Origin of the sequence: Janthinobacterium sp. BJB446 (assembly GCF_002735655.1) — a bacterium.
Lineage (GTDB): Bacteria > Pseudomonadota > Gammaproteobacteria > Burkholderiales > Burkholderiaceae_D > Janthinobacterium > Janthinobacterium lividum.
Genome location: NZ_PDZK01000001.1, coordinates 407,649 through 432,050 on the forward strand (window position 1 = coordinate 407,649; position 24,402 = coordinate 432,050).

Consider the following 24,402-nt stretch of genomic DNA (forward strand, 5'->3'; position numbering starts at 1 on the left):
CTACAACTTGCTGCCGTAGTGTCGACCATAATGTCGGCATTCATGTCGATATTATTAACAAACCGCTACAGAAACAACGGAGTTATTCATGGCTGATCCAAAGATGAAATTTTTAGTCGTTGACGATTTTTCGACGATGCGCCGCATTGTCCGGAATCTGTTGAAGGAACTGGGTTATGCCAACGTCGATGAGGCGGAAGACGGCGTGATGGGCCTGGCCAAGCTGCGCGCGGAATCGTACGATTTCGTCGTTTCGGACTGGAACATGCCAAACATGGATGGCCTGACGATGCTGCAGCATATCCGCGCCGATCCGGCACTGGCCAAGCTGCCCGTGCTGATGGTGACCGCCGAAGCGAAAAAAGAAAACATCATCGCCGCCGCGCAAGCTGGCGCCAGCGGTTATGTCGTCAAGCCGTTCACGGCCGCGACCCTCGATGAAAAGCTGAACAAGATTTTCGAGAAGCTGGAAAAAGCCGGCGCTTAATCCAGGTTTGATCGTTATCAAAAAAAACGCTGCCAGTGCGAATTGGCAGCGTTTTTTTTGTCCGCAAAAAACTCAGACCAGGCCGCCATTCGCGCGTAACGTTTGGCCATTCACCCAGCGGCCATCCGGTCCTGCCAGGAAAGCCACGGCGGCGGCGATATCGTCCGGCGTGCCCAGCCGTTCCAATGGCGCCATCTTGCCCATGCGCTGTATCGTTTCTTCCGTCTTGCCGTTCAAGAACAGGGCAGTGGCCGTGGGGCCGGGGGCGATGGCATTGACGGTGATGTTCTTGCCGCGTAATTCCTTGGCAAAGATATTTGTCATCGTTTCGATGGCCGCCTTGGTGGCGCCGTAGACGGCATAGCCGGGCAGGGCCAGGCCAATCACGCTGGTGGAGAAGTTGACCACGCTACCGCCGTGGCGCAAGCGCGTCGCCGCCTGGCGCATGGTGTTGAAGCTGCCCTTGACGTTGATGGCGAACAGGCTGTCGAAGGTGGCGTCGTCCGTGTTGGCCAGGGCCGGCAGCATGGGCGGCATGATGCCGGCATTGTTGACCAGTACGTCGACGCCGCCAAAAGCTGCTTCTGCTGCATCGAACAGCGCTTGCACCTCGCCCGCATCAGCCACGTTGGCCTGGACGGCGATGGCGGCGCCGCCGCCGGCCACGATGGCCGCCACCAGCTCATCCGCCGCATCCTTGCCGCTGGCGTAATTGACGACGACCTGCATGCCGTCGCGTGCCAGGCGGCGGGCGATGGCCGCGCCGATGCCGCGCGAGGCACCTGTGACGATGGCGACCTTGGCGGGGGTGGATGTGGTGTTCATGGCTGCTCTCCTGTCGTGATGGGAAGCCCGCATGCTGTCGCTGCGAGCCAGTGCAGCCATTGTGATCTTTATTGATTCATGAATAAAGATGGTGTTGATGGTTTTAGTGTGCAAATTTCATTAACAATTGTTCTGGGCTTGCCGGGTTTGGGAAGGCAAGATCCCGCCGAGCATAAGTCATTGCGCAAAGGAATGAAATATTTCCTAAAGTTAACTTTACACGTCAAATAATTTGGCCCATGATCGCTGCAGTATTCCACCTCTGTCCCCGACCCCGACAAGAAGGAGCGCACGATGCGCCGAGCACCCGTATTATTTTTTGCCCTGAGCACGGCCCTGTTGGCGGCCTGTGGCGTGAGCCTTGAACAAACCGCCGTTGCGCCTGTCGCGTCTGTCGAAATGCAGGAACCGGCCGCGCCCTTGCCTGTCGAAGCCGATGGCCGGCACGCATATCTGCACCGCGTGGGCGGCCATGATTATGTCAGCCTGAGCCAGAATGGCCCGGAGGGCGGCTTGCCGATACTCACGGGCACGCAGCGCCATGCGCGCGCCATCCGCCTGCTGGCGGCCGATCCGGCCCAGGTCCGGGCCATCCTGCGCAGCCTGAGGCTGCCTGCGCACCAGCGCAAGCTGTGGGCGGGAGAGGAAATCGTGCTCGATGCGGCCAGCTACGACATGTTGCAAGCGGCACGCGGCAGCAGCAAGCCGCTGTTTGCGGAACTCAAGCTGGTGGGGATGGAGAAGTAAGAAAAAGCAACGGGGCCGAATGGCCCCGTCGAGGTGACGCTTGACGATGGCGCTTAAATTTCCAGGTTGTCGATCAGGCGAGTCTGGCCCAGCTTGGCGGCAGCCAGCACCACCAGCGGTTCGCCGGCGGCCAGTTCGGCGGCGTTTGGCGCCTGCAGGTTGGCGCGCTTGCGCACGGCGATGTAGTCCGATTTCCAGCCGCGGCCGTCCAGCAACTGCATGGCCGCCTGTTCCAGCTCAGCCACGGCCAGGTTGCCCTTGCGCACTTCCTCGGCGACGAAATTAAGGCCCTTGAACAGTTCCGGCGCTTCCGCTCGCTCGCTTTCCGACAGATACATATTGCGCGACGATAAAGCCAGGCCATCGTCTGCGCGGTAGGTTTCGGCAGCGATGATTTCCGTCGGCAGCGCGAACTGGCGCGCCATGTTGCGGATGATCATCAACTGCTGGTAATCCTTCTTGCCGAACACGGCTACGCGCGGACCCACGCACGAGAACAGCTTGGTGACGACCGTGCACACGCCTTCGAAGAAGCCGGGACGGAATTCGCCTTCCAGGGTATTGCCCAGGTCATCGGGCGGACGCACGCGGTATTCCTGCGGTTCCGGGTACAGTTCCTTTTCCGTCGGGGCGAACAGCACGTACACACCTTCCTTTTCCAGCTTGGCGATGTCGGCCGCCATGGTGCGCGGATATTTCTCGAAGTCTTCGTTCGGGCCGAATTGCAGGCGGTTCACGAAGATCGAGGCGACGACGGGGTCGCCATGCTTGCGCGCCAGACGCATCAATGACAGATGGCCTTCGTGCAGGTTGCCCATGGTGGGGACGAACGCCGTGCGCAGCTGTCCGCTGAGCTGGTCGCGCAATTCTTCGATGTCGGAAATAATTTTCATGGATTGCTTTCGCTAAAACCCCGTTGTACGGTGGTCAGTGACAAAGGGAAGGATATCAGGCGGGCGAATACGCCAGCCGGACGTAGATGGGGGCAAACGGTTCTGCCTGCGTGATTTCGATCAGGGTTTCCTTGGCCAGTTCCAGCAGGGCCACGAAGTTGACCACCACCACGGGCACGCCGCCGGCAATGTCGAACAGCTCGCTGAATTCGACGAAGCGCGACGACTGCAAGTGGCGCAGGATGCTCGACATGTGCTCGCGCACGGACAGTTCCTGGCGGCTGATGCGGTGATGCTGGGTCAGCTTGGCGCGTTTCAGCACGTCGAGCCACGCCTGCTGCAAGTCCACCGGTTCCACGTCGGGCCAGGTGGGCGTCAGGCTTTGCTCGATGAAAATCTGCGTGCGCACGAAATCGCGCTCGAACTGCGGGATGGCATTCAGGTCGTAGGCGGCCAGCTTGATCTGCTCGTACTCGAGCAGGCGGCGCACCAGTTCGGCACGGGGGTCGCCGCCATCTTCCTCGACGTCGCTCTTGCGCGAAGGCAAGAGCATGCGCGACTTGATCTCGATAAGCATGGCCGCCATCAACAGGTATTCTGCGGCCAGTTCCAGGTTGCGCACGCGGATCTGGTCGACATATTTCAGATATTGCAGGGTTACCTGCGCCATCGGAATATCGAGAATGTTGAAGTTTTGCTTGCGGATCAGGTAGAGCAGCAAGTCGAGCGGGCCTTCGAAGGCTTCGAGGAAGATTTCCAGCGCGTCCGGCGGAATGTACAGATCCGTCGGCATGCGCATCATCGGCTCGCCATACAGGCGGGCGATGCCCAGCGGGTCGGCGGCGGGCGCCGCGTCCGTTACCTTTGTTGCAGGGTCGCCGCTGCCGTCGCCTTCAGCGACAGGTTCGGGCGACTCGATGACTGCGCCGGCGCCGGGAGCATCGGCTTCCGGCGTGACTGCAGACTCTTCAGGCAACATCGTGCCGGTTCCAGATCTTAGTTCTTGTTCTGGTAAACGTAAGCCTGTTGCTTGACGGCCGACGCCAGCTGGCGTTCCTGCTCATCGATGCTGACGGCCGGCTTGTCCCACAGCAGGGCGCGGCCCGCTTGCTGGCCCGCTTCCATGCCAGGATTCTTGGCCTTCAGCTCAGCGATGAACAAGGTGTGGTCGGATACGTAGTTGTTGTGTTTTGCAGGCAGTTTCATATTCTCTTCTGAGTGTCTTATCGGTAAGGTCAGCCGGCCGTATTTTACCGCGCCGTGCCGCTTGGCGGGTTGTTGTATCGGCAAGTCCGGGGGCGAAATTGCTAAAAATCAATAACGCAACAAACGCCGCATCACCATCGGCGCCGGTTCGGCGGGGTTGGCGTGCGAATATTCCAGTTCTTCGGCCAGGTCGAATTCGAAGGCCGCATAAAAATCGATCAGCTTGCGCTGGTCGCGCCGCACGGCCAGGCGCAATTCCTCGGCCTGGCACGACAGGCCGTGATGAATGATGGCTTCCAGCAAGTGCTGCGAAACGTGGCTGCCCCGGTAGGCGGGCAGCACGCCCATGCGTGAAATCTTCCAGATGGCGGGATCGCTGTCGAGCGGCATCCAGCGCAGCGAACCGGCGGGAATGTCGTCGATCAGCAACAGAAAACCGCCGCCGTGGCGCAATTGCTCTTCCACCTGCTGGGCCGTCTCGTGGTGTCCACTGGACGAGGCGGCCACCTTGCCGGCCCACGCGGCGCGGGTCAGCTCGGCCATCAGCTGTGCATCGGCATTCGTTGCTTCGCGCACCACGATATTCATCATCGGTCCTTGTGGTGGCTTAACGGATGCGCATGCCAGGTTCGGCGCCTGGCCACGGGTTCAGGATGTAGATGCCCGGATTCGCCTTTTCGTCGGCGGCGGAGGCGGCCATGACCATGCCTTCCGAAATGCCGAACTTCATCTTGCGCGGCGCCAGATTGGCCACCAGCACCGTCAGCTTGCCGACCAGCTCTTCCGGCTGGTAAGCCGAGCGGATGCCCGAAAACACATTGCGCAAGCGGCCTTCGCCCGCATCCAGGGTCAGGCGCAGCAGCTTGTCGGAGCCGTCCACCAGCTCGCAGTTGACGATCTTGGCGATGCGCAAGTCGACCTTGAGGAAGTCGTCGATCTTGATTTCGGGCGCAAGATCCTCGATGGCGGAGGCCGGCGTTTCAGCGACCGCTGCGGCGTCGTTCGCGGCGTCGCCAGCCGGTGCTGCAATGGCAGCGGCCGCTTGCGGCGCGTCAAACAGCGCTTCGATCATCTTCGCATCCATGCGCGTCATCAAGTGGCTGTAGGCGCCGATGGTACGGCCCAGCATGCTGTTCGAGACGGCGTCGCCGAACACTTGCGTATCGGCCCAGGTGAATTCGGCGTCGTTGAGGAACGAGGCCACGTTCTTCGCCACGCCCGGCAGGACAGGCGACAGCAGGATCGTCAGCTGGCGGAACAGGATCAGGGCCGTGGTGCACACGTCGTGCAGTTCGGCCGTCTTGTCCGCGTCCTTGGCCAGGATCCACGGTTTGTTTTCATCGACATACTGGTTGGTGATGTCGGCGATTTCCATGATCTCGCGCAAGGCCTTGCCGAATTCGCGGTTCTCGAAGTGCGCGGCGATGCTGGCCTGGCGCTCGACGATGACGCCGTTGACGTCCACCGTCAGCGCGCGGTTGATCCAGCTTTGCGCGCCTTCCGACAGCGTGGATGCCAGCTTGCCGTCGAAACGCTTGGCGATGAAGCCGGCGCAGCGGCTGGCGATGTTCACGTATTTGCCGATCAGGTCGCTGTTCACGCGGGCCACGAAGTCGTCGCCGTTGAAGTCCAGGTCTTCCACTTTCGAGTTCAGCTTGAAGGCGATGTAGTAGCGCAGCCATTCCGGGTTCATGCCCAGGTCCAGGTAGCGCAGCGGCGAAATGCCCGTGCCGCGCGACTTCGACATCTTTTCGTTGTTGACCGTCAGGAAGCCGTGCACATTGACTTTCAGTTTGTCGATCACCGGGTGGCCGGCAAATTTCAGCATGGCGGGCCAGAACAGCAAATGGAAGGAAACGATGTCCTTGCCGATGAAGTGGATCTGTTCCGTGGCCGGGTCGTTCAAGAGGGCGTCAAAATCGAGGCCTTTCTTGTCGCAATAGTTTTTCAGGCTGGCCAGGTAGCCGACGGGCGCGTCCATCCACACATAGAAGAACTTGCCTGGCGCATCGGGAATCGGGATGCCGAAGTAAGGCGCATCGCGCGAGATATCCCAGTCGGCCAGCTTTTCGCCCGCTTCTCCCAGCCATTCGCTGACCTTGTTGACCATTTCAGGCTGCAAGCGGCCTGGCGTGTTGAGCCAATCCTTGAGGAATTCGAAGCAGCGCGGGTCGGACAGCTTGAAGAAATACTGTTCCGACGGCTTCATCACGGGTGTCGCATTGGTAAACACGGAGAACGGATTGACCAGGTCGGTCGGCTGGTAGGCCGCGCCGCACACTTCGCAATTGTCGCCGTACTGGTTCTTGGCGCCGCATTTCGGGCATTCGCCCTTGATGTTGCGGTCGGCCAGGAACATGCCCTTGACCGGATCGAAGAAGCGGTCAACGGTTTTCGTGACGATCAGGCCCGTATCGCGCAGCTTGCGGTAGATCGATTGCGACAGGTCGACGTTTTCCGGCGAATCGGTCGAGTACCAGTTGTCGAAGGCGATATGGAAGCCATCGAGGTACTGGGCGCGGCCGGCGGCGATATTGGCGACGAATTGCTGCGGGGTGATGCCTTCCTTTTCGGCGGCGATCATGATGGGCGTGCCATGCGTATCGTCCGCGCCCACAAAGTGCACTTCACGGCCGGCTGCGCCATCGCGTTGCATTCGCTGGAACCGGACCCAGATATCAGCCTGGATGTATTCCATGATGTGGCCAATGTGAAAAGCGGCGTTTGCGTAAGGCAGGGCAGTGGTGACGAACAGCTTGCGAGTCATGATTGATGCACTTTTGGGATGGATAATAGGACATTTTAACAGCGGAAAGGCAATATGAGCAGATGTGGCGCCGGCAAGTGCTGCTTTTGCCGCCATCGCGCCCTGCAAATTTGCGCTAGACTGCGCGTATTGCACATATGTAGTACACACGGAGATTTACATGAGCATCACAGTAGAAGACGTCAAGGCCGCGCTGGCCCAGGTTATTGATCCAAATACACATAAAGATTTCGTTTCCAGTAAAACAGTCAAGAATCTGAAAGTCGATGGCGATGACATTTCCCTCGACATCGAGCTGGGCTACCCCGCCAAAAGCCAGATCGACCTGATCCGCAAATCCGTGCTGGCCGCCCTGCGCGTGCTGCCGGGCGTGGGCAATGTCAGCGTGGGCGTGTCGTCGAAAATCATTTCGCACACGGTGCAGCGCGGCTTGAAGCCGATGAGCAACGTGAAAAATATCATCGCCGTCGCTTCCGGTAAGGGTGGTGTTGGCAAATCGACCACGGCCGTCAACCTGGCCCTGGCCCTGGCAGCCGAAGGCGCCACCGTCGGCATGCTGGACGCCGATATCTATGGCCCGTCGCAACCGATGATGCTGGGCATCAGCGGCCAGCCGAAGACCCTCGATGGCAAGAGCATGGAGCCGATGGAAAACCACGGCCTGCAAGTGTCGTCGATCGGCTTCATGATCGATCCGGACGAACCGATGGTGTGGCGCGGCCCGATGGTCACGCAAGCCTTGCAGCAATTGCTGGACCAGACCAACTGGCGCGACCTCGATTACCTGATCGTCGACATGCCGCCGGGCACGGGCGACATTCAGCTGACCCTGTCGCAGAAAGTGCCCGTCACGGGCGCCGTCATCGTCACGACGCCGCAGGACATCGCGCTGCTGGACGCGCGCAAGGGCTTGAAAATGTTCGAGAAAGTCGGCATTCCTATCCTCGGCGTGGTGGAAAACATGAGCACGCACATCTGCTCGAACTGCGGCCATGCGGAAGAAATCTTCGGCGCCGGCGGCGGCGCGAAGATGTGCGCGGACTTCGGCGTGGAATTCCTCGGCGCCTTGCCGTTGACCATGGCGATTCGCCAGCAGACGGATTCGGGCACGCCCACCGTCGTGGCCGAGCCGGAAGGTCCCGTCGCCGTGATCTACAAGCAGATCGCCCGCACCATCGCCATCAAGGTGGCGGAAAAGGCGAAGGATATGACAAGTAAATTCCCGTCGATCGTCATCAAGAACGATTAAACGTCGGATGTGGCGCTCCCATGCGCCAGTGTCAGCAGGAATATGGTTTCATGCAGTCCGTGTTGTTATTAAACAAGAGGAGACATCATGCAATTGACCACCGTATTCCTGCGCCAAGCCGCAGCCCTAATCGCCGGCAGCCTGCTGGCCGCCAGCGCGTTTGCGCAATCCGTTTCGTTAGTCGAGCCAGTCGATGGCGCGACAGTGACCAGCCCGTTCAAGGTCAAGTTCGCCGTCAGCGGCATGGACGTCAAGCCGGCCGGCGACATGACGGCGAAGACGGGCCACCATCATCTGCTCATCAATATGGGGCCGATGAAGGCGGGCGAGATGATACCCATGGATGACAAGCATTTGCATTTCGGCAAAGGACAAACGGAAACGGACGTCACCTTGCCGCCGGGCCAGTACACCCTGACCATGCAGTTCGCCAATGGCGCGCACCAGTCGTATGGGCCGGAGTTGAGCAAAAGCATCAAGGTGACGGTCAAGTAAGTCCGGCATTTTCATCTGTTTCGGCAAAGGCCGGGTTCCAGCGATGGAGCCCGGCCTTTTTTATGGTATTGCTTTTTGTCATCATTGCGTCATATAGTCGGCGTATGCTGCCCGGTGGCCTAACTTTTGATGAGCGGATATGACGAAACATTTCTCCCTTTCCCGGCAACTGGCGCAGGCGCTGCTGCTGGTAGCCGGCGTGGCGGCGTGCCAGGCGCATGCGGCCAAGGCGGTTCCCAATACCGCGGCGCAGCCGAAGCTGGTGGTGGTGCTGGTGGTGGACGGCTTGCCGCAGGAGCAGGTGACGCGCTACCGCGACCAGTTCGGCCAGGGCGGTTTCCGCCGTCTGCTGGAGCAGGGCGCGTGGTTCAGCGATGCCCACCAGGCGCATGGCATCACGGTCACCGCCATCGGCCACTCGGCCGTGCTGTCGGGCGCCTATCCGTACCAGCATGGCGTGATCGGCAATAACTGGATCGATCCCGTCACGAAAAAATCCGTGTATTGCACCGAAGATGGCAATTTCCATTACATCGGCGAAGACACGCAGCCCGATGATGGCACGGCGCCGACGAAACTGCGCGTGAGCACCCTGGGCGACGAGCTGCGCTATTCCACGGGCGACCAGGCCAAGGTCGTCACCGTGTCGGGCAAGGACCGGGGCGCCATCCTGCTGGCCGGGAAAACGGGCACGGCCTATATGTACATGGAAAAGACGGGCAATTTCGCCAGCAGCACCTATTACATGCAGCAGCATCCGCAATGGGTGCAGCGCTACCAGGCCGCCAAACCGCAGGACCGCTACTATGGCAAGAGCTGGACGCCGCTGCTGGCCGATTCGGCCTATGCGCGGGACGCCCGTGATGATCTTGTGGCGGCCAAGCCGGGCACGCGCAACACCTTCCCGTTCGCCTATTACAGCGACAGCGGCAAGCTCGATGGCGAGTACTACAGCCGCTTGAAGTCCGGCCCCTTCCTCGATGAACTGACCCTGGAATTCGCGCGTGCCGCCATCGATGGCGAGAACCTGGGCCGCAATCCGGCCGGCGTGCCCGATATCCTCGGTGTGAGCCTGTCCGCGCACGATTATGTGAATCACGCCTACGGCCCGGAAAGCAAGATGTCGCACGACCACCTGCAGCGCCTGGACCGCATGCTGGCCGGCTTCTTTGCCGACCTCGATAAAAAAGTCGGCATGGATAATGTGCTGGTGGTGCTGACGGCCGACCATGGCTTTGCCAACGTGCCGGAATTTGCCGAAACGCGCGGCTTCTCGGCCAAGCGCATCGATGGCACCAAACTGGTCGATGGCTTGAACCGGCACCTGGCGACAAACCTGGGCATCGATAAGCTGGTGACGGCGTCGTCGCTGCCGAATATCTACCTCGATTACGCGCTGGCGGAAAAGAGCGGCGTCAATCGCGCCGCCCTGGAAGACGCGGCGGCCCGCTTCCTGCTGCAGCAGGACGGCTTGGCGCAAGTCTACACGCGCACGCAGATGGAAGCGGGAGCCGTCGCCACGCGCATGGACACCTTGATGCGCCGCGCCTGGAACCGCCAGCTGTCGGGCGACCTGATGGTCGTCACAAAGCCGGCCTGGTACTTCGGCAAGGGCAGCGGCGGCACCTCGCACGGCACGCCGTATACCTATGACACCAACGTGCCGCTGATGGTCTTCGGCCCGCGCTGGATCAAACCGGGCGCGTATGGCGAGTACGCGGAAGTGGTCGACATCGCGCCAACCCTGGCCCATCTGCTGCGCATACGCCAGCCATCGGCGTCGGAAGGGCGGGTTTTGACGGAAGCGGTGCGGTAGGTCGGATTAGCGGCGAAGCCGCGTAATCCGACAACATCGTTGGTCAAGCCGCTTACAGCAGCCAGTCGATCGGCAGCACCGACAGAATCGCCACCCCCATGCGTTTCCACACGCTGGTGCCCGGTTCCGTGTCGTAGCGCGTGGTGGCGCCGCTGGCGTCGCGCGCGAGCCAGTACAGCGCGCCATCGTCGCCAAGCAGCACTTGGTAGGCGCGCTGCGGGATCGTGGTGCGCATGGCTTGCCCCAGCTGGCTGGCCAGCGCGGGGCTGTCGATGACGAGGCCCATTTCCGTGTTCAATTCGATCGAGCGCGGATCGAAGTTGAACGAGCCGACAAAGATGCGCCTATCATCGACGGCAAAGGTCTTCGCGTGCAGGCTCGATGCGGAGCTGCCGAAGCGGCCCGGCTGTTCGCGCGCATCGCCCCGTTCCCACGAACGGCGCGACTCGTACAGCAGCACGCCCGCTTCCAGCAGCGGCTTTCTCCACTTCGCATAGCCGGCATGCACGGCCGCCACGTCGGTCGCTTCCAGCGCATTCGTCAGGATGCGCACGCCCACGCCTTTTCTTGCCAGGTCGGCAAAGGCTTGCGTGCCCGATTTGCCGGGCACGAAATACGGCGACACCAGGTCCACTTCCTTTTCCGGCACACCCAGCAGGTTTTGCAGGTTTTCCGCCACGCCCGTGCCTGGCCGGGCCTTGTCCAGCACCTTGGCCGGGTCGTCGCTGACCATGCGCGTCTTGGCCCATTCGAAGGGCAGGGTGCGTTCCATCATCTGCTTGACGAAGGGCGAGGTGCGCAGTGCCTGCACGTATTCCTCGGCCGCCTTGGTATCGTCGATGCGGTCCGCTTCGGCGGCGATGGTGGCCGCGTCGCCCTCGACAGGGCTGGTCAGCAGCAGTCTGGCCGGGTAGGCAGAGGCGCTGTTCCAGTAGCGGTCGAAATCCTGCGACACGTCGTCGACGACGGGGCCGATGGCCAGCACGTCAAGGTCGGCAAACAGCACATCGCCGGCCGCGCCAAAATATTCATCGCCCACATTGCGTCCGCCGACGATGGTGGCCTGGTTATCGGCCGTGAACGATTTGTTGTGCATGCGCCGGTTGAGGCGGGAAAAATCCGCGGCAAAGGCCAGTGCGCGCGGCGCGCGGGGAATGAATGGGTTGAACAGGCGGATCTCCAGATTCTGCTGCTTGCCCAGCATGCTCAAGGTCTGGTCCAGGCCCGCCGTGTTGTTATCGTCGAGCAGCAGGCGCACGCGCACGCCCCGCTCCGCTGCCTGGCGCAGGGCGTCGAACAGCAGTGTGCCCGTGATGTCCTTGTGCCAGATGTAGTACTGCACGTCCAGGCTGCGCTGGGCGGCGGCGGCCAGCAGGGCGCGCGCGGCAAAGGCGTCGCGCCCATCGACCAGCGGATAAATGCCGGACACGCCCGGATGCTGCGCCGCCATGGGCGCAATGGCCGTGGCCAGCTGGGTATGTGCCGTATCGGTGATGACGCTGGAGGGAGTGCGGCTCTCCAGCGAAGGCAGTGACGCGCAGCCGGCGAGGACGGCGGACAGCAGCAGGGGCAGCAGCAGCCGGGTGGCGCTGCGGAAGGGAAGTGCTTGGGCGGGCATGGCGGGCTTTCATCGAGTTGCCCCGATGTTAGCAGATGCGCATGCCCGCACGCGGCGCGGTTTTAGAGTTGTTCCAGCGCGATCAGTTCGGCCACCGTCTGGCGGCGGCGGATCAAGCGGGATTGTTCTCCGTCGACCAGGTATTCCGCCGCATGGGGGCGGCTGTTGTAGTTCGACGACATCGACGCGCCATACGCGCCCGCGCCTTCGAACACCACGTAGTCGCCTACCTGTGCTGCCGGCAGCTGCCGGGTTTCCACCACGCCGCCATCGCGCTGGGTAAACACGTCGCCCGATTCGCACAGGGGGCCGCCGACGACGGTGGCGTGTTGCGTGTCCAGTGCGCGGCCGTCATGCGCGATCACCGACATTTCATGGTAGCTGCCATACATGGCCGGGCGCATCAGTTCATTGAAACCCGTATCGAGCAAGGTGAAATGGTTGCCGCCCATTTGCTTGGTGGCGCGTACTTCGGCCACCAGCAAGCCTGCGTCGGCCACGAGGAAGCGGCCCGGTTCGATTTCCAGGTGCACGCGATGGCCCAGGTGCGCCTCGATCTGCTTGCGCGCCGCATCCCACAGCTGGAAGTAGTGGTCCGTGTCGACGGGCTGCTCGCCTTCGCGGTAGGGCACGGACAGGCCGCCGCCCGTGGAAATGGCTTCGATATCGTGGCCCATGTTTTTGACCAGCTCGACCATGGTGCCGCAGACGGTTTCCAGGTGGCTGTAGTCGACGCCCGAGCCGATGTGCATGTGCAGGCCCACCAGGTGCAGGCCATGTGCGCGGATGACGGCCAGCGCCTCCGGCAGCTCTTCATGCCAGATGCCGTGCTTGCTGTTTTCGCCGCCCGTATTGGTCTTGTTGCTGTGGCCATGACCATAGCCTGGATTGATGCGCAGCCAGACGCGGTGGCCGGGCGACACGGGACCCAGCTGGCGCAGCATGTCGACGGAGCCGCAATTGACTTCGATCTTCGCCGCCGCCACGCGCGCCAGGGTGGCGCGGTCAAACAGGTCGCAGGTGAACACCACGCCGGCGGCGCCATTCGTTTGCGCCGGCGTAAAGCCTGCCTGCAGCGCGCGCTCGATCTCGCCCAGCGACACGGCGTCCACGTGCACGCCCGCTTCGCGCATCAAGGTCAGCAGATGGATGTTCGAGTTGGCCTTTTGCGCGAAGCGCACGGTGTCGAACTGCGCCAGCTGCGCGATGCGCGCGCGGATGGTGGCCGCGTCATACACCCACAGGGGGGTGCCGTGTTCCTGGGCGAGTTGGGCGAGGGTGGCGTCTGGCACTGGTTTCATGGTGTGGTCTTTGTCATATGATGGGTGGCGTCGGATTACGCGGGCTTTGCCCGCTAATCCGACCTACGATGCTGGCCATGATGCGGGTTTTCTTTGTAAACATAAAATATCTATTTAGGCCTACCTTATTCATTTATGATATGGCCATGACTATCTCCCTGCGCCATATTGAAGTCTTCCGCGCCATCATGACGACGGGCAGCGTGACGGCCGCCGCCGCCATGCTGCATACGTCGCAGCCCACCGTCAGCCGCGAACTGGCGCGCCTCGAGCATTTGACGGGCTTGATCCTGTTCGAGCGCGAGCGGGGGCGGCTGCGTCCGACGGCCCAGGCGCTGCAGCTGTTCGAGGAAGTGCAGCGCGCGTATTTTGGCCTCGAGCGCATCGTCAGCACGGCGGCGGCCCTGCGCCAGTTCGACCAGGGACAGTTGTCGATCGCCTGCCTGCCCGTGTTTTCCCAGTCGCTGCTGCCGCAGGCGTGCAAGCGCTTCGTCGCCGATTTTCCCAAGGTGAGCATCAGCATCACGCCGCAGGAGTCGCCGCTGCTGGAAGAGTGGCTGTCGGCGCAGCGGCACGATATCGGCCTGACGGAAGTGGGCAATGCGCCGCCGGGCACCGCGCTCGACACCCTGATGTCCGTCGATGAAGTGTGCGTGCTGCCCGACGGCCATGCGCTCGCCAGCAAGGCCGTGCTGCAGCCGGCCGATTTCGCGGGCCAGCCTTTCATCAGCCTGGCCGCCGTCGACCCCTACCGCCAGCAGATCGACGCCATCTTCGCGCAGGCGGGCGTGGAGCGGCGCATGGCGCTCGACACGCACAGCGCCGCCTCCGTGTGCGCGATGGTGCGCGAAGGCGTGGGCCTGGCCATCGTCAATCCGCTCACGGCCCTCGACTATGCGGGGCAGGGCTTGCAGATCCGCCGCTTCGCCGTGTCCCTGCCGTTCACGGTGAATCTCGTGAAACCTTTGCACCGGCCCCTGTCGCAACTTGTCGCCCTGTTCGAGCAGGCGCTGCATGCGCAGGCGGACGAAGTGAAAAGGCGGCTGCTGCAGCTGTGACGGCGCTTGTGGAGCGGCGGCGGTCAACAGAGTAAAATGGCGTTTTACTTATTCAAGCCTGATTACTTCGATGACCACAACCGCTACTCCCGTCCGTACCCGTTTCGCTCCCAGCCCGACCGGCTATCTGCACCTGGGCGGCGCCCGCACCGCTTTATACAGCTGGGCGTATGCCCGCCACTTCGGCGGCACCTTCGTGCTGCGCATCGAAGACACGGACGTGGAGCGTTCCACGCCGGAAGCCGTGCAAGCTATCATCGAAGGCATGAAGTGGCTGGGCCTGGACCACGACGAGGGCCCGTTCTACCAGATGCAGCGCATGGACCGCTACCGCGAGGTAGTGGCGCAGATGCTGGCCGAAGGCACTGCATATCACTGCTACTCGTCGCCGGAAGAAGTTGAAGCGATGCGCGAGCGCATGCGCGCCGCCGGCGAAAAGCCGCGCTACGACGGCACCTGGCGCCCGGAGCCGGGCAAGACCCTGCCGGCCGTGCCGGCCGACCGCAAGCCCGTCGTGCGTTTCAAGAACCCGCTCGACGGCGACGTGACGTGGGACGACGTGGTCAAGGGCACGATCACGATTTCCAACCGCGAGCTGGACGACCTGGTGATCGCCCGCCCGGACGGCACGCCGACGTACAACTTCTGCGTGGCCGTCGACGACTGGGACATGCAGATCACGCACGTGATCCGCGGCGACGACCATGTCAACAACACCCCGCGCCAGATCAACATCCTGCGCGCCATCGGCGCACCGCTGCCCCTGTACGGCCACCTGCCGATGATCCTCGGTGCGGACGGCGAAAAGCTGTCGAAGCGCCATGGCGCCGTCAGCGTGATGGATTACCCGGCGCAAGGCTTCCTGCCAGAAGCGATGCTGAACTACCTGGCGCGCCTGGGCTGGAGCCATGGCGATGATGAAGTGTTCTCGACCGAGCAGTTCTGCGAGTGGTTCAACCTGAACCATCTGTCGAAATCGGCGGCCCAGTTCAACAATGAAAAACTGGCCTGGCTGAACAACCACTATATCAAGCAGGCCGACAACACGCGTCTGGCCGACCTGGCGCGTCCGCAAATGGCCGCTGCCGGCGCCGTCTTCGAAGGCGCTCCGGACCTGGCGCAAGTGCTGGGCATGATGAAGGAGCGCGCCAACACGGTCAATGAACTGGCTGCCGCCTCGATGCTGTTCTTCCGCGAGCCACAGCCGGAAGCGGAACTGGTCGCGCAGCACATCACGGATACCATCAAGCCCGTGCTGGCGCAGTTTGCCGAGCGCATCGCCACGGTGGAGTGGAGCAAGGAAGCCGTCGCCGCCATGATCAAGGAAGTGCTGGCCGCGAACACCATCAAGATGCCGCTGCTGGCCATGCCTTTGCGTTTGATCCTGACGGGCCAGTTGCAGACGCCTGCCATCGACCAGGTGGTGGTGATCTTCGGCCGCGACACCGTGCTGGCGCGCCTGGCAAAGTGGTTGTAAGCATCGCGATTAAATCGCCGTAAAAGAGAGTGCGGAAACCGCCCCTATGAAAAGTTGCTCATAGACGAAAAAGGGTATTTGCAGAGTGAAACTTCTTTGCTATACTCTTGTTTCTGCACCAACGGGGGTATAGCTCAGCTGGGAGAGCGCTTGCATGGCATGCAAGAGGTCAGCGGTTCGATCCCGCTTACCTCCACCAGCAGCAAAATCGCAGTCAGGTTTTGTTAGTCGTTGAAGTGGTGCAGTTGTTGTTTGGAAGTTCCGCGGTCCCCATCGTCTAGAGGCCTAGGACATCACCCTTTCACGGTGAGTACAGGGGTTCGAATCCCCTTGGGGACGCCAGGTAGTTGTGGTATAGTAGTGGCAGTTGTTTGTACTGATTGTTGTAAGTTCAGGCCCGTAAAAAGCGGAATCTGGATGGAAAGCAAGTAGTGGAACAAAGTCGCCAAGTGCGGCTTTTATTATTTCTGCGCCCGGGGGGTATAGCTCAGCTGGGAGAGCGCTTGCATGGCATGCAAGAGGTCAGCGGTTCGATCCCGCTTACCTCCACCAACAGCGCAGAAGTAAGGTGGTAAAACTGTAGTGCCGAGGTCCCCATCGTCTAGAGGCCTAGGACATCACCCTTTCACGGTGAGTACAGGGGTTCGAATCCCCTTGGGGACGCCAGTTCAGTCTGGTGTTATGGTTGTAAAGAAGTAGCAGTGTTTCTGCGCCCGGGGGGTATAGCTCAGCTGGGAGAGCGCTTGCATGGCATGCAAGAGGTCAGCGGTTCGATCCCGCTTACCTCCACCAACAGCGCAGAAATCACATGATAATCAAAGTCGCCTCGAGCGGCTTTTTTTATTTGTGCTGTCGATTTCTTTGCAAGTGGTCGTGGTTAGCTGCCGTCAACCTCCGCCAATAGCATTAAGTCACAAGATATTCAAAGTCGCCCTGGGCGGCTTTTTTTGTGCCTATTGGTTGCATGGATATAACTGACAGTGATTTGCGGAGTGGTTACATTTAGCTGGCGGCTTGATTGCATCAAGCCTGCTGATAAAAAATGGACCATCACATTGAGGAGACAGGATGCACCGCGTATTTGCCAGTTTTTTTCTTGCCGCCGTTATGCACGTTCCCGCGCATGCGGAGGCGCCGCCTGCGGCGAAATTTGATCCCGGTGCGCTGAAGTTGCAAAAGGGCCCGTTCAATGACGTGCTGGTGCTCGGTTCGCCCCATTTGGCGCAATTGCCAAAATCGTTTGATCCGTCTCAATTGAGCTTGCTCAACGAGCGCCTGGCGGACTGGCGGCCGGATGCGATCGCGATCGAGGCGCTTTCCGGTTTGCAGTGTGCTTACCTGCGCGCCTATCCGCAGCGCTATGGCGATACGGTGAAGGCGTATTGCTATGACACTTCCGTCGCGCGGGCCGCCACGGGGCTCGATGTGGTCGCGGCCACGGCGCAGGCGGAGGGTTTGCTGGCCGCCTGGCCGGCGGCGCCGTCTGCCGCGCAGCGGCGTACATTGGCCTCCCTGTTCCTGGCTGGTGGCGAGCGCGCATCGGCGCTGGTGCAGTGGCTGCGTCTGCCCGCAGATGAGCGGCGCGCCGGTGACGGCGTGAGCGAGCCCTTGGCCGCAAACCTCAATTCCCTGCTGATGCAGCGCAACGAGAGCTATCAGATCGCTGCCGTGCTGGCGGCGAAGAGCGGGCACGAGCGGGTGCATGGCATGGATGACCATACGTCCGATATGCCTGTTGACGATGAAAAGGCGTATGCCAAGGCGATCAGGGCGGCCTGGAATAACTCCTTTTCGGCCGAGCGCAAGCGCATCCATGCCGGGTTTGAGGAACAATTGACGACGCCTGCCGGTGTGCTGGCGATCTATCGCGCCTATAACGGACGCGCCGAGGCGGATCTGGCCTTCCGTGGCGATTTTGGCGCGGCGCTCGAAGAGCCTTCGCCGCAGCGGTATGGCCGCAACTACGTCGCCTCCTGGGAGGTGCGCAACTTGCGCATGGCGTCGAATATCCGCGAAATCATGGCGGCGCGCCCGGGCATGCGCGTGCTGGTCATCGTCGGCGCATCCCACAAGGGCTATCTGGAGGCGTATCTGAACCAGATGCATGATGTGCGCATCACCAGTACGGACGATATCTTGCGCTAAGGAGTGCTTTTGCCGCGCCGGGAGGTTGGCGCGGTTTTTCCTGCATGCCTGGCGTGCTGTTGCTTTGCATATCTTCCTGCCATCATCTTGTTTCCATAGGGAAGGGGGATGCAAAAAGGTGGAAAATAAGAAGGCCAGCAGTTGATTTCGTGAATCGCTTCGTGTTAAACTTCGCGCACGCTTTTTTGAGGGGCTAAGCAAAGCCTTCAACGAAGAGTCCGCTGAGAGTAAAGCCAGCACAGGTCCCCATCGTCTAGAGGCCTAGGACATCACCCTTTCACGGTGAGTACAGGGGTTCGAATCCCCTTGGGGACGCCAGGATTTAGTTGTAAAGTAAGAGTGCAGTGCTGAATGGGCCTGACAAGTCAGGCTTTTTTTGTTTCTGCCATATTGCTGCAGTACCGGGTCAGGATGCAAAGTATTGCATTCAGGACAGATTTCTGTCCCCATCGTCTAGAGGCCTAGGACATCACCCTTTCACGGTGAGTACAGGGGTTCGAATCCCCTTGGGGACGCCAGATTCGCAAGTAGTAACAGGTCGGGATGCAAAGCAGCGCATCCAGGACAGATTTTCTGTCCCCATCGTCTAGAGGCCTAGGACATCACCCTTTCACGGTGAGTACAGGGGTTCGAATCCCCTTGGGGACGCCAGACCGGCTGAATCAGCCAACAAAAAAGCCGCCTGGTAACAGCGCGGCTTTTTTGTTATGGGTCGCCATGCCCACGTTTTTCTCTTTCCGTTCAATATGCCACTTCCTACCGATCGCGCACCATCCCTGGCCATCTTCTGCAAAGTCGTCGACAACTACGGCGATATCGGCATTTGCTGGCGCCTGGCGCGGCAGTTGAGCGGCGAGTATGCCGTGGCCGTCACCCTGTGGGTCGATGATTTGCCGAGTTTCCGGCGCATCTGCCCGGAAATCGACGTGGCGGCTGAAGCGCAGCACGTCTCCGGCGTCACGGTGCGCCACTGGCGCGGCCAGGATGGCGCGTTCGTGCCCGGCGACGTGGCCGACATCGTCATCGAATTCTTTGCCTGCGACATTCCGCCCGGCTATATCAGCGCCATGGCGCAGTGCGCGCCGCATCCCGTGTGGCTGAACCTGGAAGGCTTGACGGCGGAAGAGTGGGTCGAGGGCTGCCACGCGCTGACGTCGCCGCGCCACGGCATGATCAAGCATTTCTTCTTTCCCGGCTTCACGAACAAGACGGGCGGCTTGCTGCGCGAAGCGGCGCTGGATGAGAAAAGGCTGGCGTTCCAGGCCGATGCACCCGCCATGGCGGCATTCCTGAGTCAATTCGGCGTGACGGCGGCGGAAATGTCCGCCTTGAAGGTATCGCTGTTCTGCTACCCGTCCGCGCCGGTCGCCGAGCTGTTTGCGGCCTGGCAGGCAGGGAGCGAACCCATGACATGCCTGGTGCCAGAAGGCGTCGCGATCGATGCCGTTCAGGCGTTTATCGGCGACGATGTGGCGGTATCTGGTGCGGCGCGCACGCGCGGCGCGCTCACCGTGCGCGTGCTGCCTTTCGTGCCGCAAGACGATTACGACCGCCTGCTGTGGGCTTGCGACGTCAATTTCGTGCGCGGCGAGGATTCCTTCGTGCGCGCGCAATGGGCCGGCCAGCCGTTTCTCTGGCATATCTATCTGCAGGATGAAAACTTGCATCACGTGAAATTGCGCGCCTTCCTGCAGCGCTATGCGGCCGATGCGGGCGGCGCCATCGACAGCCTGGTGCAGGCGGCGCTGGCCTGGAATGGCGCCAGCGCGGACGCCTTGCCGTGGTCGCAGCTGTGGCCCGCATTGCAGGCCGATCTGCCACGCATCAGGGCGCGCGCGCAGGACTGGCAGCGGCAGATGCAGGCTAATGGCGATCTGGCAAGTAAGCTGCTGGCGTTCGCTGGCGCGACGAGATAGGCGCTTGCTCAAAATTAAGGTAAAATGCCCGGTTATTTCTAACGTATTTTTAACCGATCAAACGCAAGCTTGCGGCGCTGATGGCGCACAGGCGGCAGATGGTCTTCATGCAACCCACTTTTTACGTACATTCCTATGAAACCCGCAAAAGAAATTCGTGTTGGCAATATCATCATGGTCGACAGCAAGCCAATGATCGTGTTGCGTTCTGATGTCAACGGTTCGAGCCGCACGGGCTTCACCTACAAATGGAAGATGAAAAATCTTCTGACGAACACCCCGATGGAAAACGTGTTCCGCGGCGACGACAAGTTCGACGTTGTTGTTCTGGATAAAAAGCCAGTGACGTATTCGTACTTCGCCGACCCGCTGTTCGTTTTCATGGACACCGAGTACAACCAGTACGAAATCGAAGAAGAAAACCTGGGCGAAGCGCTGAACTACCTGAAAGATGGCATGGAATGCGAAGCCATTTTCTACGACGGCAAAGCGATCTCCGTTGAACTGCCGACGACCATCGCCCGTCAAGTGGTGTACTCGGAGCCAGCGGTCAAGGGCAACACGTCGGGCAACGTCCTGAAAGAAGCCAAGATCGAAAACGCCATCGACGCGCACCGCCACACCGTGCAAGTGCCGCTGTTCGTGGCACAGGACGACGTTATCGAAATCGACACCCGTACCAACGAATACAAGCGTGTCGTACGCAACTGATAGATCGTTGCACTGCGCCGCTCGCATGGCCCGGCATATGCCGGCCTGGCTTGCTCCAGTGCTGGATGATCAAGAAACGCTGCCTTCGGGCAGCGTTTTTTTTTGCTTAAAAAATAATTCCCTTCAACAACAATTGTGTTGCAGGGACTGCTATGCTATGGCTAGAACATTATTGCGGTAGAAACATTGAAGTTTCCTGGAGATAGCATGCAGCGCAGTCAGATGTTACGCAGTGGCGCGTCCCGGGGCGTGGCGCGTCCCGTGCTGGCCCGTGCCTCGGCGCCCGCCAGCCCCATGGCCCATCTGCTCGATGCCGGCGTCTTGCCGCAACAGCAAATGATGCAGGCAGGCAAACTCAGCTCCCATGCCCTGACGTCGCAGTACCTGGGGCGCATCCGCTCCCTGTGCAGCATCGGCGCGCGGACCTATCCCGGCATTGAAATCAATCCCGATGCGTTGAAAATTGCCCTGGAAATGGACCGCGAGCGGCAGGTGCACAAGGTGCGCGGCCCCTTGCATGGTATTCCCGTCGTCTTGCGCGACAATATCGCCACGGGCGACCGCATGAAGACGCGCACGCAAGCCCCCCAGGCCACGCAGGCCAGCTGCGATTCCTTTGTGGCGGCGCGCTTGCGCGCGGCCGGCGCCGTCATCATCGGCAAAAGCAATTTACGCCAGTGGGCTGCCGTCAGCGTGCCGCATGCCACTGCCAGCTGGGCCGGGCTGACCATCCTGGCCGTCGACAGCGCCGCGGACGGTTCCATCGTCGCGCCTGCTTCAGACTGCGGCCTGGTCGCCATCAAGCCCACGGGCAGGGCCGCTGGCGGGCAGGGCGGCGAGCTAGCCATGGCCGGGCCGATGGCTCCAAGCGTGCGCGAGGCGGCCTGGCTGCTCGCCGCCCTGACGGGCGAGCGCCTGGCCGATGGCGTGGTGCTTGATGCCGCCGGCTTGCATGGGCGCCGCATCGGCGTGGCGCGCAGCCTGTTCGGCCTGTGCGCGGGGACCGATGCCGTGATCGGGCAGGCGCTGCTGGTACTGCGCGACCAGGGCGCGGAACTGATCGAGATGCCGCCCGCGCCCGGGCCTGGCGGCATCGAAGCATTGCTGGGTTCGCATGGGCTCGATGCGCTGGTGGGGCCTACCTGTCATGGCGTATCGCAGGCGCCGGCGGCCTTGCCGCATATCACGGTGCCGGCCGGCGTGGCCGGGGGCTCGCCGGTCGGCTTGTCCTTCATCGGTCCGGCCCACGGCGACATGCAGCTCATTGCGATGGCCTATGCCTATGAGCAGGCGACTTTGCATCGGCGCACGCCCGCGCTGCCGTCGAGCATCACCCTGGCGCTGCGCCAGCCATGAATTTTCTTTTCGTTTTCTTTCGATAAACTATGCTTGCAACCTTGCTGCTGAGTGCGGCCGTGACCGCCACCCCGACTCCTTTTGACGCCGCGCAATTGTCTGGCAGCTGGTCCGACAGCGTCAATACGAACAGTGTTTGCGAAGAGGCGCGGCACTTTACGCGCATGCAGCTGTCTGACGATCATCAGCGCCTGGCGATCTTCAACGACCGGACGTGGAAAAGCAAGCTGGGTGAAACCAACCGCTTTGCCGCGACGGTGGTGGCGGAAACGGAGCACAGCCTGACGTTACGCTATGATAATGAAACCCGCCTCAATGCCGCTGGCAAGCTGGTGGAATGGCAATTGATCATCGTCGCGCCCGGCGTGTACCGCTGGCGCGAGACGGGCTGGCCGGAAGGCAAGGTCAACGGGGTCGTCGGTATCCGCTGTTCTCCATGAGACGGTGCGCAAGCATGCCATTCTGCTCTGCTGCCGGCATTACATGATGCTTTTAGGAGATTGCATGTCCGCACGTTTGCTGTTCCCCCTGTTCCTCGGTGCCGCCGTGGCGCTGGCTGCGCTGCCGGCGCACGCGCGTACGCCGAGGCTGTCGCTGATCGAGCAGGCGCAAAGCTGCGACGGCGGCCACACCTGCCCGTATTTCCCCGACGTCTACAAGGCGGACTACGCGTTTCGCAAGGCCTTCAATGTGGGCTTGAAAAAAGCTGGCCTGAAGCGGCAGCGCTGGGTGCCGGATGGCGTGGCCAGCCCGCTCAAGCCCGTCGAGATCGACGGCAAGGCGCGCCTGCTGAGCAGTATCTGCGAGCCGCACAATTGCGGCCACCGCTACTCCATCCTGTACGACCCGGCCGAGCGCAGCATGACGGGCGTGTATATGGGCAGCGATGGCAAGGGCGGCTTGCGCACCGTCTACTTCGGCGAACCCAGCATCGCCGAAGCCGACCTGTTGTTCAAGAACTGATGCACGCGCCACTGCGCATCTCCAGCGAACGCGGCGAGCTGGACGTGGCCATGATCCACCGCTACCTGAGCGAGCAATCGTACTGGAAGCGCGGCGTGGCGATCGAAACGGTGCGCAAGGGGATCGCCAACGCGCTGTGTTTCGGCGGCTATGTGGATGGGCAGCAAGTGGCGTTCGCCAGGGTCATCACCGATTACACGGATTTTGCCTACCTGCGCGACGTGTTTGTGCTGCCGCCATACCAGGGGCGCGGCTATGGCAAGCAGATCGTGGCCGCCGCGCTCGGCGATGCGCGTGTGCGCGATGTCGTCTGGATGCTGGGGACCGATGACGCGCACGGCCTGTATGCCAGCTTTGGTTTTGCGCCACTGGAGGCGCCACACAAGTATATGCGTCGTCCTGCAGCGTGAGAATTATCAAAACAACCTTTAGGTATCAAGAGAACTATTAACATTATTGTACGCAATAATGTTGCATTGATAATGACATCATGTCATTATGCGCGCTCTGCAGCTTACGCAGCGGTGCGTTGCTGGTGCTGTGCTTTGCCGTCGCTACCTGGCGGGGCAAAGGTGGTGAGCGGTCCGATTGGTCGTCCCTGGCACGTTTTCTCGTCACTTTAAAGGAATACATCATGAAACAATATGGCGCCGAATTTCTCGGCACGTTCTGGCTGGTCCTGGGCGGTTGCGGCAGCGCCGTGCTGGCCGCTGCCTTTCCCGGCCTCGGCATCGGCTTTGCCGGCGTAGCACTGGCCTTTGGCCTGACGGTGCTGACCATGGCTTACGCCATCGGCCACATCTCGGGCTGTCACCTGAATCCTGCCGTCTCGATCGGCCTGTGGGCCGGCGGCCGCTTCCCCGCCAATCAACTGTTGCCATACATCATTGCGCAAGTGCTGGGCGCCATCGTGGCCGGCGGCGTGCTGTACGTGATCGCCAGCGGCCAGGCCGGTTTCGATGTCAGCAAGGGCTTTGCCTCGAACGGCTTCGGCGCCCATTCGCCGGGCGGCTATTCGATGCTGTCGGCGCTGGTCATTGAAATTGTGCTGACGATGTTCTTCCTGATCGTCATCCTGGGCGCCACCGACAAGCGCGCACCGGCCGGCTTCGCCCCGCTGCCGATCGGCCTGGCGCTGACCCTGATCCACCTGATCAGCATTCCCGTCACCAATACCTCCGTCAATCCGGCCCGCAGCACGGGCGTGGCCCTGTACGTGGGCGACTGGGCGACGAGCCAGCTGTGGCTGTTCTGGCTGGCACCGATTATCGGCGCCTTGCTGGGCGCGCTGGCCTACCGCTTGATTGCAGGCGAAAAAGAGTAGGTCGGCTTAGCCCGCAGGGCGTAAGCCGACAATGCCGGCAGCGCAGCT

The 24,402-nt window shown here is 61.3% G+C and carries 23 protein-coding genes and 8 tRNA genes; 23 read left to right on the forward strand and 8 right to left on the reverse strand.

Translation table 11 applies throughout. The features are described 5' to 3' along the window. Positions 1-88 precede the first annotated feature (88 nt). A complete protein-coding gene (gene cheY / locus CSQ92_RS01860) occupies positions 89-487 on the forward strand; it encodes a chemotaxis response regulator CheY (RefSeq protein WP_010396677.1) in 399 nt (132 codons plus the stop codon). Between the two features lie 72 nt (positions 488-559). Here cheY and CSQ92_RS01865 read toward each other — a convergent pair whose 3' ends face one another. Further along, the gene (locus tag CSQ92_RS01865) at positions 560-1,312 is read right to left on the reverse strand and encodes an SDR family oxidoreductase (RefSeq protein ID WP_180276911.1); all 753 of its coding nucleotides are present in this window, start codon (positions 1,310-1,312) and stop codon (positions 560-562) included. Positions 1,313-1,606: 294 nt separating this feature from the next. On the opposite strand from CSQ92_RS01865, the gene CSQ92_RS01870 reads away from it, so the two are divergent. After that, positions 1,607-2,059 (forward strand): hypothetical protein, encoded by a 453-nt coding sequence (locus CSQ92_RS01870; protein ID WP_143450259.1) that lies wholly within the window; start codon positions 1,607-1,609, stop codon positions 2,057-2,059. Positions 2,060-2,112: 53 nt separating this feature from the next. On the opposite strand, the gene panC is transcribed toward CSQ92_RS01870, so the two are convergent. The 5 genes from panC to metG form a co-directional block, all read right to left on the reverse strand. Further along, positions 2,113-2,952 carry a pantoate--beta-alanine ligase gene (gene panC, locus CSQ92_RS01875; protein WP_099393081.1) on the reverse strand — a complete coding sequence of 280 codons (840 nt, stop codon included), beginning with the start codon at positions 2,950-2,952 and terminating at the stop codon, positions 2,113-2,115. A 55-nt stretch (positions 2,953-3,007) separates the two neighbouring features. Beyond that, complete coding sequence (locus CSQ92_RS01880; RefSeq protein WP_070278820.1) at positions 3,008-3,931, reverse strand: segregation and condensation protein A; 924 nt, start codon at positions 3,929-3,931, stop codon at positions 3,008-3,010. Positions 3,932-3,948: 17 nt separating this feature from the next. Continuing rightward, positions 3,949-4,158, reverse strand: a complete 210-nt coding sequence (locus tag CSQ92_RS01885) for a DUF3460 family protein (protein ID WP_034778041.1) — start codon at positions 4,156-4,158, stop codon at positions 3,949-3,951. A 108-nt stretch (positions 4,159-4,266) separates the two neighbouring features. Next, a complete protein-coding gene (locus tag CSQ92_RS01890; protein ID WP_034778216.1) occupies positions 4,267-4,746 on the reverse strand; it encodes a GNAT family N-acetyltransferase in 480 nt (159 codons plus the stop codon). Between the two features lie 19 nt (positions 4,747-4,765). Then, entirely contained in the window at positions 4,766-6,925 is a 2,160-nt protein-coding gene (gene metG, locus CSQ92_RS01895; protein WP_099393082.1) for a methionine--tRNA ligase, read from the reverse strand. A 160-nt stretch (positions 6,926-7,085) separates the two neighbouring features. Between metG and apbC the strand changes: the two genes are divergently transcribed. From apbC to CSQ92_RS01910, 3 genes are all read left to right on the forward strand, one after another. Beyond that, positions 7,086-8,174 carry an iron-sulfur cluster carrier protein ApbC gene (apbC, locus tag CSQ92_RS01900; RefSeq protein WP_034758315.1) on the forward strand — a complete coding sequence of 363 codons (1,089 nt, stop codon included), beginning with the start codon at positions 7,086-7,088 and terminating at the stop codon, positions 8,172-8,174. Positions 8,175-8,261: 87 nt separating this feature from the next. Further along, positions 8,262-8,669, forward strand: coding sequence for a DUF4399 domain-containing protein (locus CSQ92_RS01905; protein WP_099393083.1), 408 nt, complete (start codon positions 8,262-8,264; stop codon positions 8,667-8,669). 139 nt (positions 8,670-8,808) lie between these two features. Then, entirely contained in the window at positions 8,809-10,485 is a 1,677-nt protein-coding gene (locus CSQ92_RS01910; protein ID WP_099393084.1) for an alkaline phosphatase family protein, read from the forward strand. A gap of 52 nt (positions 10,486-10,537) precedes the next feature. Here CSQ92_RS01910 and CSQ92_RS01915 read toward each other — a convergent pair whose 3' ends face one another. Together CSQ92_RS01915 and lysA are read right to left on the reverse strand one after the other, a co-directional pair. Continuing rightward, positions 10,538-12,103: a phospholipase D family protein gene (locus CSQ92_RS01915; protein ID WP_099393085.1), complete on the reverse strand. Its 1,566-nt coding sequence runs from the start codon at positions 12,101-12,103 to the stop codon at positions 10,538-10,540. A gap of 62 nt (positions 12,104-12,165) precedes the next feature. Further along, a complete protein-coding gene (lysA, locus tag CSQ92_RS01920; RefSeq protein WP_099393086.1) occupies positions 12,166-13,404 on the reverse strand; it encodes a diaminopimelate decarboxylase in 1,239 nt (412 codons plus the stop codon). A 146-nt stretch (positions 13,405-13,550) separates the two neighbouring features. Here lysA and CSQ92_RS01925 point away from each other — a divergent pair, with 146 nt between their 5' ends. The 18 genes from CSQ92_RS01925 (at position 13,551) to aqpZ (ending at position 24,354) form a co-directional block, all read left to right on the forward strand. Continuing rightward, the gene (locus tag CSQ92_RS01925; protein WP_099394552.1) at positions 13,551-14,462 is read left to right on the forward strand and encodes a LysR family transcriptional regulator; all 912 of its coding nucleotides are present in this window, start codon (positions 13,551-13,553) and stop codon (positions 14,460-14,462) included. Between the two features lie 70 nt (positions 14,463-14,532). Continuing rightward, complete coding sequence (gltX, locus tag CSQ92_RS01930; RefSeq protein ID WP_099393087.1) at positions 14,533-15,939, forward strand: glutamate--tRNA ligase; 1,407 nt, start codon at positions 14,533-14,535, stop codon at positions 15,937-15,939. Between the two features lie 123 nt (positions 15,940-16,062). Continuing rightward, positions 16,063-16,138, forward strand: a tRNA-Ala gene (locus CSQ92_RS01935). 67 nt (positions 16,139-16,205) lie between these two features. Then, positions 16,206-16,281: transfer RNA gene (locus CSQ92_RS01940), tRNA-Glu, on the forward strand. A 134-nt stretch (positions 16,282-16,415) separates the two neighbouring features. After that, positions 16,416-16,491, forward strand: a tRNA-Ala gene (locus CSQ92_RS01945). A 38-nt stretch (positions 16,492-16,529) separates the two neighbouring features. Continuing rightward, positions 16,530-16,605, forward strand: a tRNA-Glu gene (locus tag CSQ92_RS01950). 50 nt (positions 16,606-16,655) lie between these two features. Next, positions 16,656-16,731: transfer RNA gene (locus CSQ92_RS01955), tRNA-Ala, on the forward strand. Between the two features lie 276 nt (positions 16,732-17,007). Further along, positions 17,008-18,084 carry a DUF5694 domain-containing protein gene (locus CSQ92_RS01960; protein WP_099393088.1) on the forward strand — a complete coding sequence of 359 codons (1,077 nt, stop codon included), beginning with the start codon at positions 17,008-17,010 and terminating at the stop codon, positions 18,082-18,084. Positions 18,085-18,326: 242 nt separating this feature from the next. Continuing rightward, a tRNA-Glu gene (locus CSQ92_RS01965) sits at positions 18,327-18,402 on the forward strand. A 124-nt stretch (positions 18,403-18,526) separates the two neighbouring features. Next, positions 18,527-18,602, forward strand: a tRNA-Glu gene (locus CSQ92_RS01970). 57 nt (positions 18,603-18,659) lie between these two features. Next, positions 18,660-18,735: transfer RNA gene (locus CSQ92_RS01975), tRNA-Glu, on the forward strand. A 95-nt stretch (positions 18,736-18,830) separates the two neighbouring features. Continuing rightward, a complete protein-coding gene (gene earP, locus CSQ92_RS01980; RefSeq protein ID WP_099393089.1) occupies positions 18,831-20,000 on the forward strand; it encodes an elongation factor P maturation arginine rhamnosyltransferase EarP in 1,170 nt (389 codons plus the stop codon). A 135-nt stretch (positions 20,001-20,135) separates the two neighbouring features. Then, positions 20,136-20,711: an elongation factor P gene (locus tag CSQ92_RS01985; protein WP_034758247.1), complete on the forward strand. Its 576-nt coding sequence runs from the start codon at positions 20,136-20,138 to the stop codon at positions 20,709-20,711. 207 nt (positions 20,712-20,918) lie between these two features. Then, the gene (locus CSQ92_RS01990; protein ID WP_099393090.1) at positions 20,919-22,067 is read left to right on the forward strand and encodes an amidase family protein; all 1,149 of its coding nucleotides are present in this window, start codon (positions 20,919-20,921) and stop codon (positions 22,065-22,067) included. A 29-nt stretch (positions 22,068-22,096) separates the two neighbouring features. Beyond that, complete coding sequence (locus CSQ92_RS01995; RefSeq protein ID WP_034778064.1) at positions 22,097-22,507, forward strand: hypothetical protein; 411 nt, start codon at positions 22,097-22,099, stop codon at positions 22,505-22,507. 64 nt (positions 22,508-22,571) lie between these two features. Further along, positions 22,572-23,030 carry an Ivy family c-type lysozyme inhibitor gene (locus tag CSQ92_RS02000; protein ID WP_161789544.1) on the forward strand — a complete coding sequence of 153 codons (459 nt, stop codon included), beginning with the start codon at positions 22,572-22,574 and terminating at the stop codon, positions 23,028-23,030. Further along, positions 23,030-23,440: a GNAT family N-acetyltransferase gene (locus CSQ92_RS02005; protein WP_070253439.1), complete on the forward strand. Its 411-nt coding sequence runs from the start codon at positions 23,030-23,032 to the stop codon at positions 23,438-23,440. Before CSQ92_RS02000 ends, CSQ92_RS02005 begins: the two co-directional genes overlap by 1 nt. A gap of 224 nt (positions 23,441-23,664) precedes the next feature. Then, positions 23,665-24,354, forward strand: a complete 690-nt coding sequence (aqpZ, locus tag CSQ92_RS02010) for an aquaporin Z (protein ID WP_034778070.1) — start codon at positions 23,665-23,667, stop codon at positions 24,352-24,354. Positions 24,355-24,402: the final 48 nt, after the last annotated feature.

Coding starts and splice junctions, on each gene's coding strand:
- cheY (WP_010396677.1), top strand. CDS start 89: ATGGCTGATCCAAAGATGAAATTTTTAGTCGTTGACGATTTTTCGACG.
- CSQ92_RS01865 (WP_180276911.1), bottom strand. CDS start 1,312: ATGAACACCACATCCACCCCCGCCAAGGTCGCCATCGTCACAGGTGCC.
- CSQ92_RS01870 (WP_143450259.1), top strand. CDS start 1,607: ATGCGCCGAGCACCCGTATTATTTTTTGCCCTGAGCACGGCCCTGTTG.
- panC (WP_099393081.1), bottom strand. CDS start 2,952: ATGAAAATTATTTCCGACATCGAAGAATTGCGCGACCAGCTCAGCGGA.
- CSQ92_RS01880 (WP_070278820.1), bottom strand. CDS start 3,931: ATGTTGCCTGAAGAGTCTGCAGTCACGCCGGAAGCCGATGCTCCCGGC.
- CSQ92_RS01885 (WP_034778041.1), bottom strand. CDS start 4,158: ATGAAACTGCCTGCAAAACACAACAACTACGTATCCGACCACACCTTG.
- CSQ92_RS01890 (WP_034778216.1), bottom strand. CDS start 4,746: ATGAATATCGTGGTGCGCGAAGCAACGAATGCCGATGCACAGCTGATG.
- metG (WP_099393082.1), bottom strand. CDS start 6,925: ATGACTCGCAAGCTGTTCGTCACCACTGCCCTGCCTTACGCAAACGCC.
- apbC (WP_034758315.1), top strand. CDS start 7,086: ATGAGCATCACAGTAGAAGACGTCAAGGCCGCGCTGGCCCAGGTTATT.
- CSQ92_RS01905 (WP_099393083.1), top strand. CDS start 8,262: ATGCAATTGACCACCGTATTCCTGCGCCAAGCCGCAGCCCTAATCGCC.
- CSQ92_RS01910 (WP_099393084.1), top strand. CDS start 8,809: ATGACGAAACATTTCTCCCTTTCCCGGCAACTGGCGCAGGCGCTGCTG.
- CSQ92_RS01915 (WP_099393085.1), bottom strand. CDS start 12,103: ATGCCCGCCCAAGCACTTCCCTTCCGCAGCGCCACCCGGCTGCTGCTG.
- lysA (WP_099393086.1), bottom strand. CDS start 13,404: ATGAAACCAGTGCCAGACGCCACCCTCGCCCAACTCGCCCAGGAACAC.
- CSQ92_RS01925 (WP_099394552.1), top strand. CDS start 13,551: ATGACTATCTCCCTGCGCCATATTGAAGTCTTCCGCGCCATCATGACG.
- gltX (WP_099393087.1), top strand. CDS start 14,533: ATGACCACAACCGCTACTCCCGTCCGTACCCGTTTCGCTCCCAGCCCG.
- CSQ92_RS01960 (WP_099393088.1), top strand. CDS start 17,008: ATGCACCGCGTATTTGCCAGTTTTTTTCTTGCCGCCGTTATGCACGTT.
- earP (WP_099393089.1), top strand. CDS start 18,831: ATGCCACTTCCTACCGATCGCGCACCATCCCTGGCCATCTTCTGCAAA.
- CSQ92_RS01985 (WP_034758247.1), top strand. CDS start 20,136: ATGAAACCCGCAAAAGAAATTCGTGTTGGCAATATCATCATGGTCGAC.
- CSQ92_RS01990 (WP_099393090.1), top strand. CDS start 20,919: ATGCAGCGCAGTCAGATGTTACGCAGTGGCGCGTCCCGGGGCGTGGCG.
- CSQ92_RS01995 (WP_034778064.1), top strand. CDS start 22,097: ATGCTTGCAACCTTGCTGCTGAGTGCGGCCGTGACCGCCACCCCGACT.
- CSQ92_RS02000 (WP_161789544.1), top strand. CDS start 22,572: ATGTCCGCACGTTTGCTGTTCCCCCTGTTCCTCGGTGCCGCCGTGGCG.
- CSQ92_RS02005 (WP_070253439.1), top strand. CDS start 23,030: ATGCACGCGCCACTGCGCATCTCCAGCGAACGCGGCGAGCTGGACGTG.
- aqpZ (WP_034778070.1), top strand. CDS start 23,665: ATGAAACAATATGGCGCCGAATTTCTCGGCACGTTCTGGCTGGTCCTG.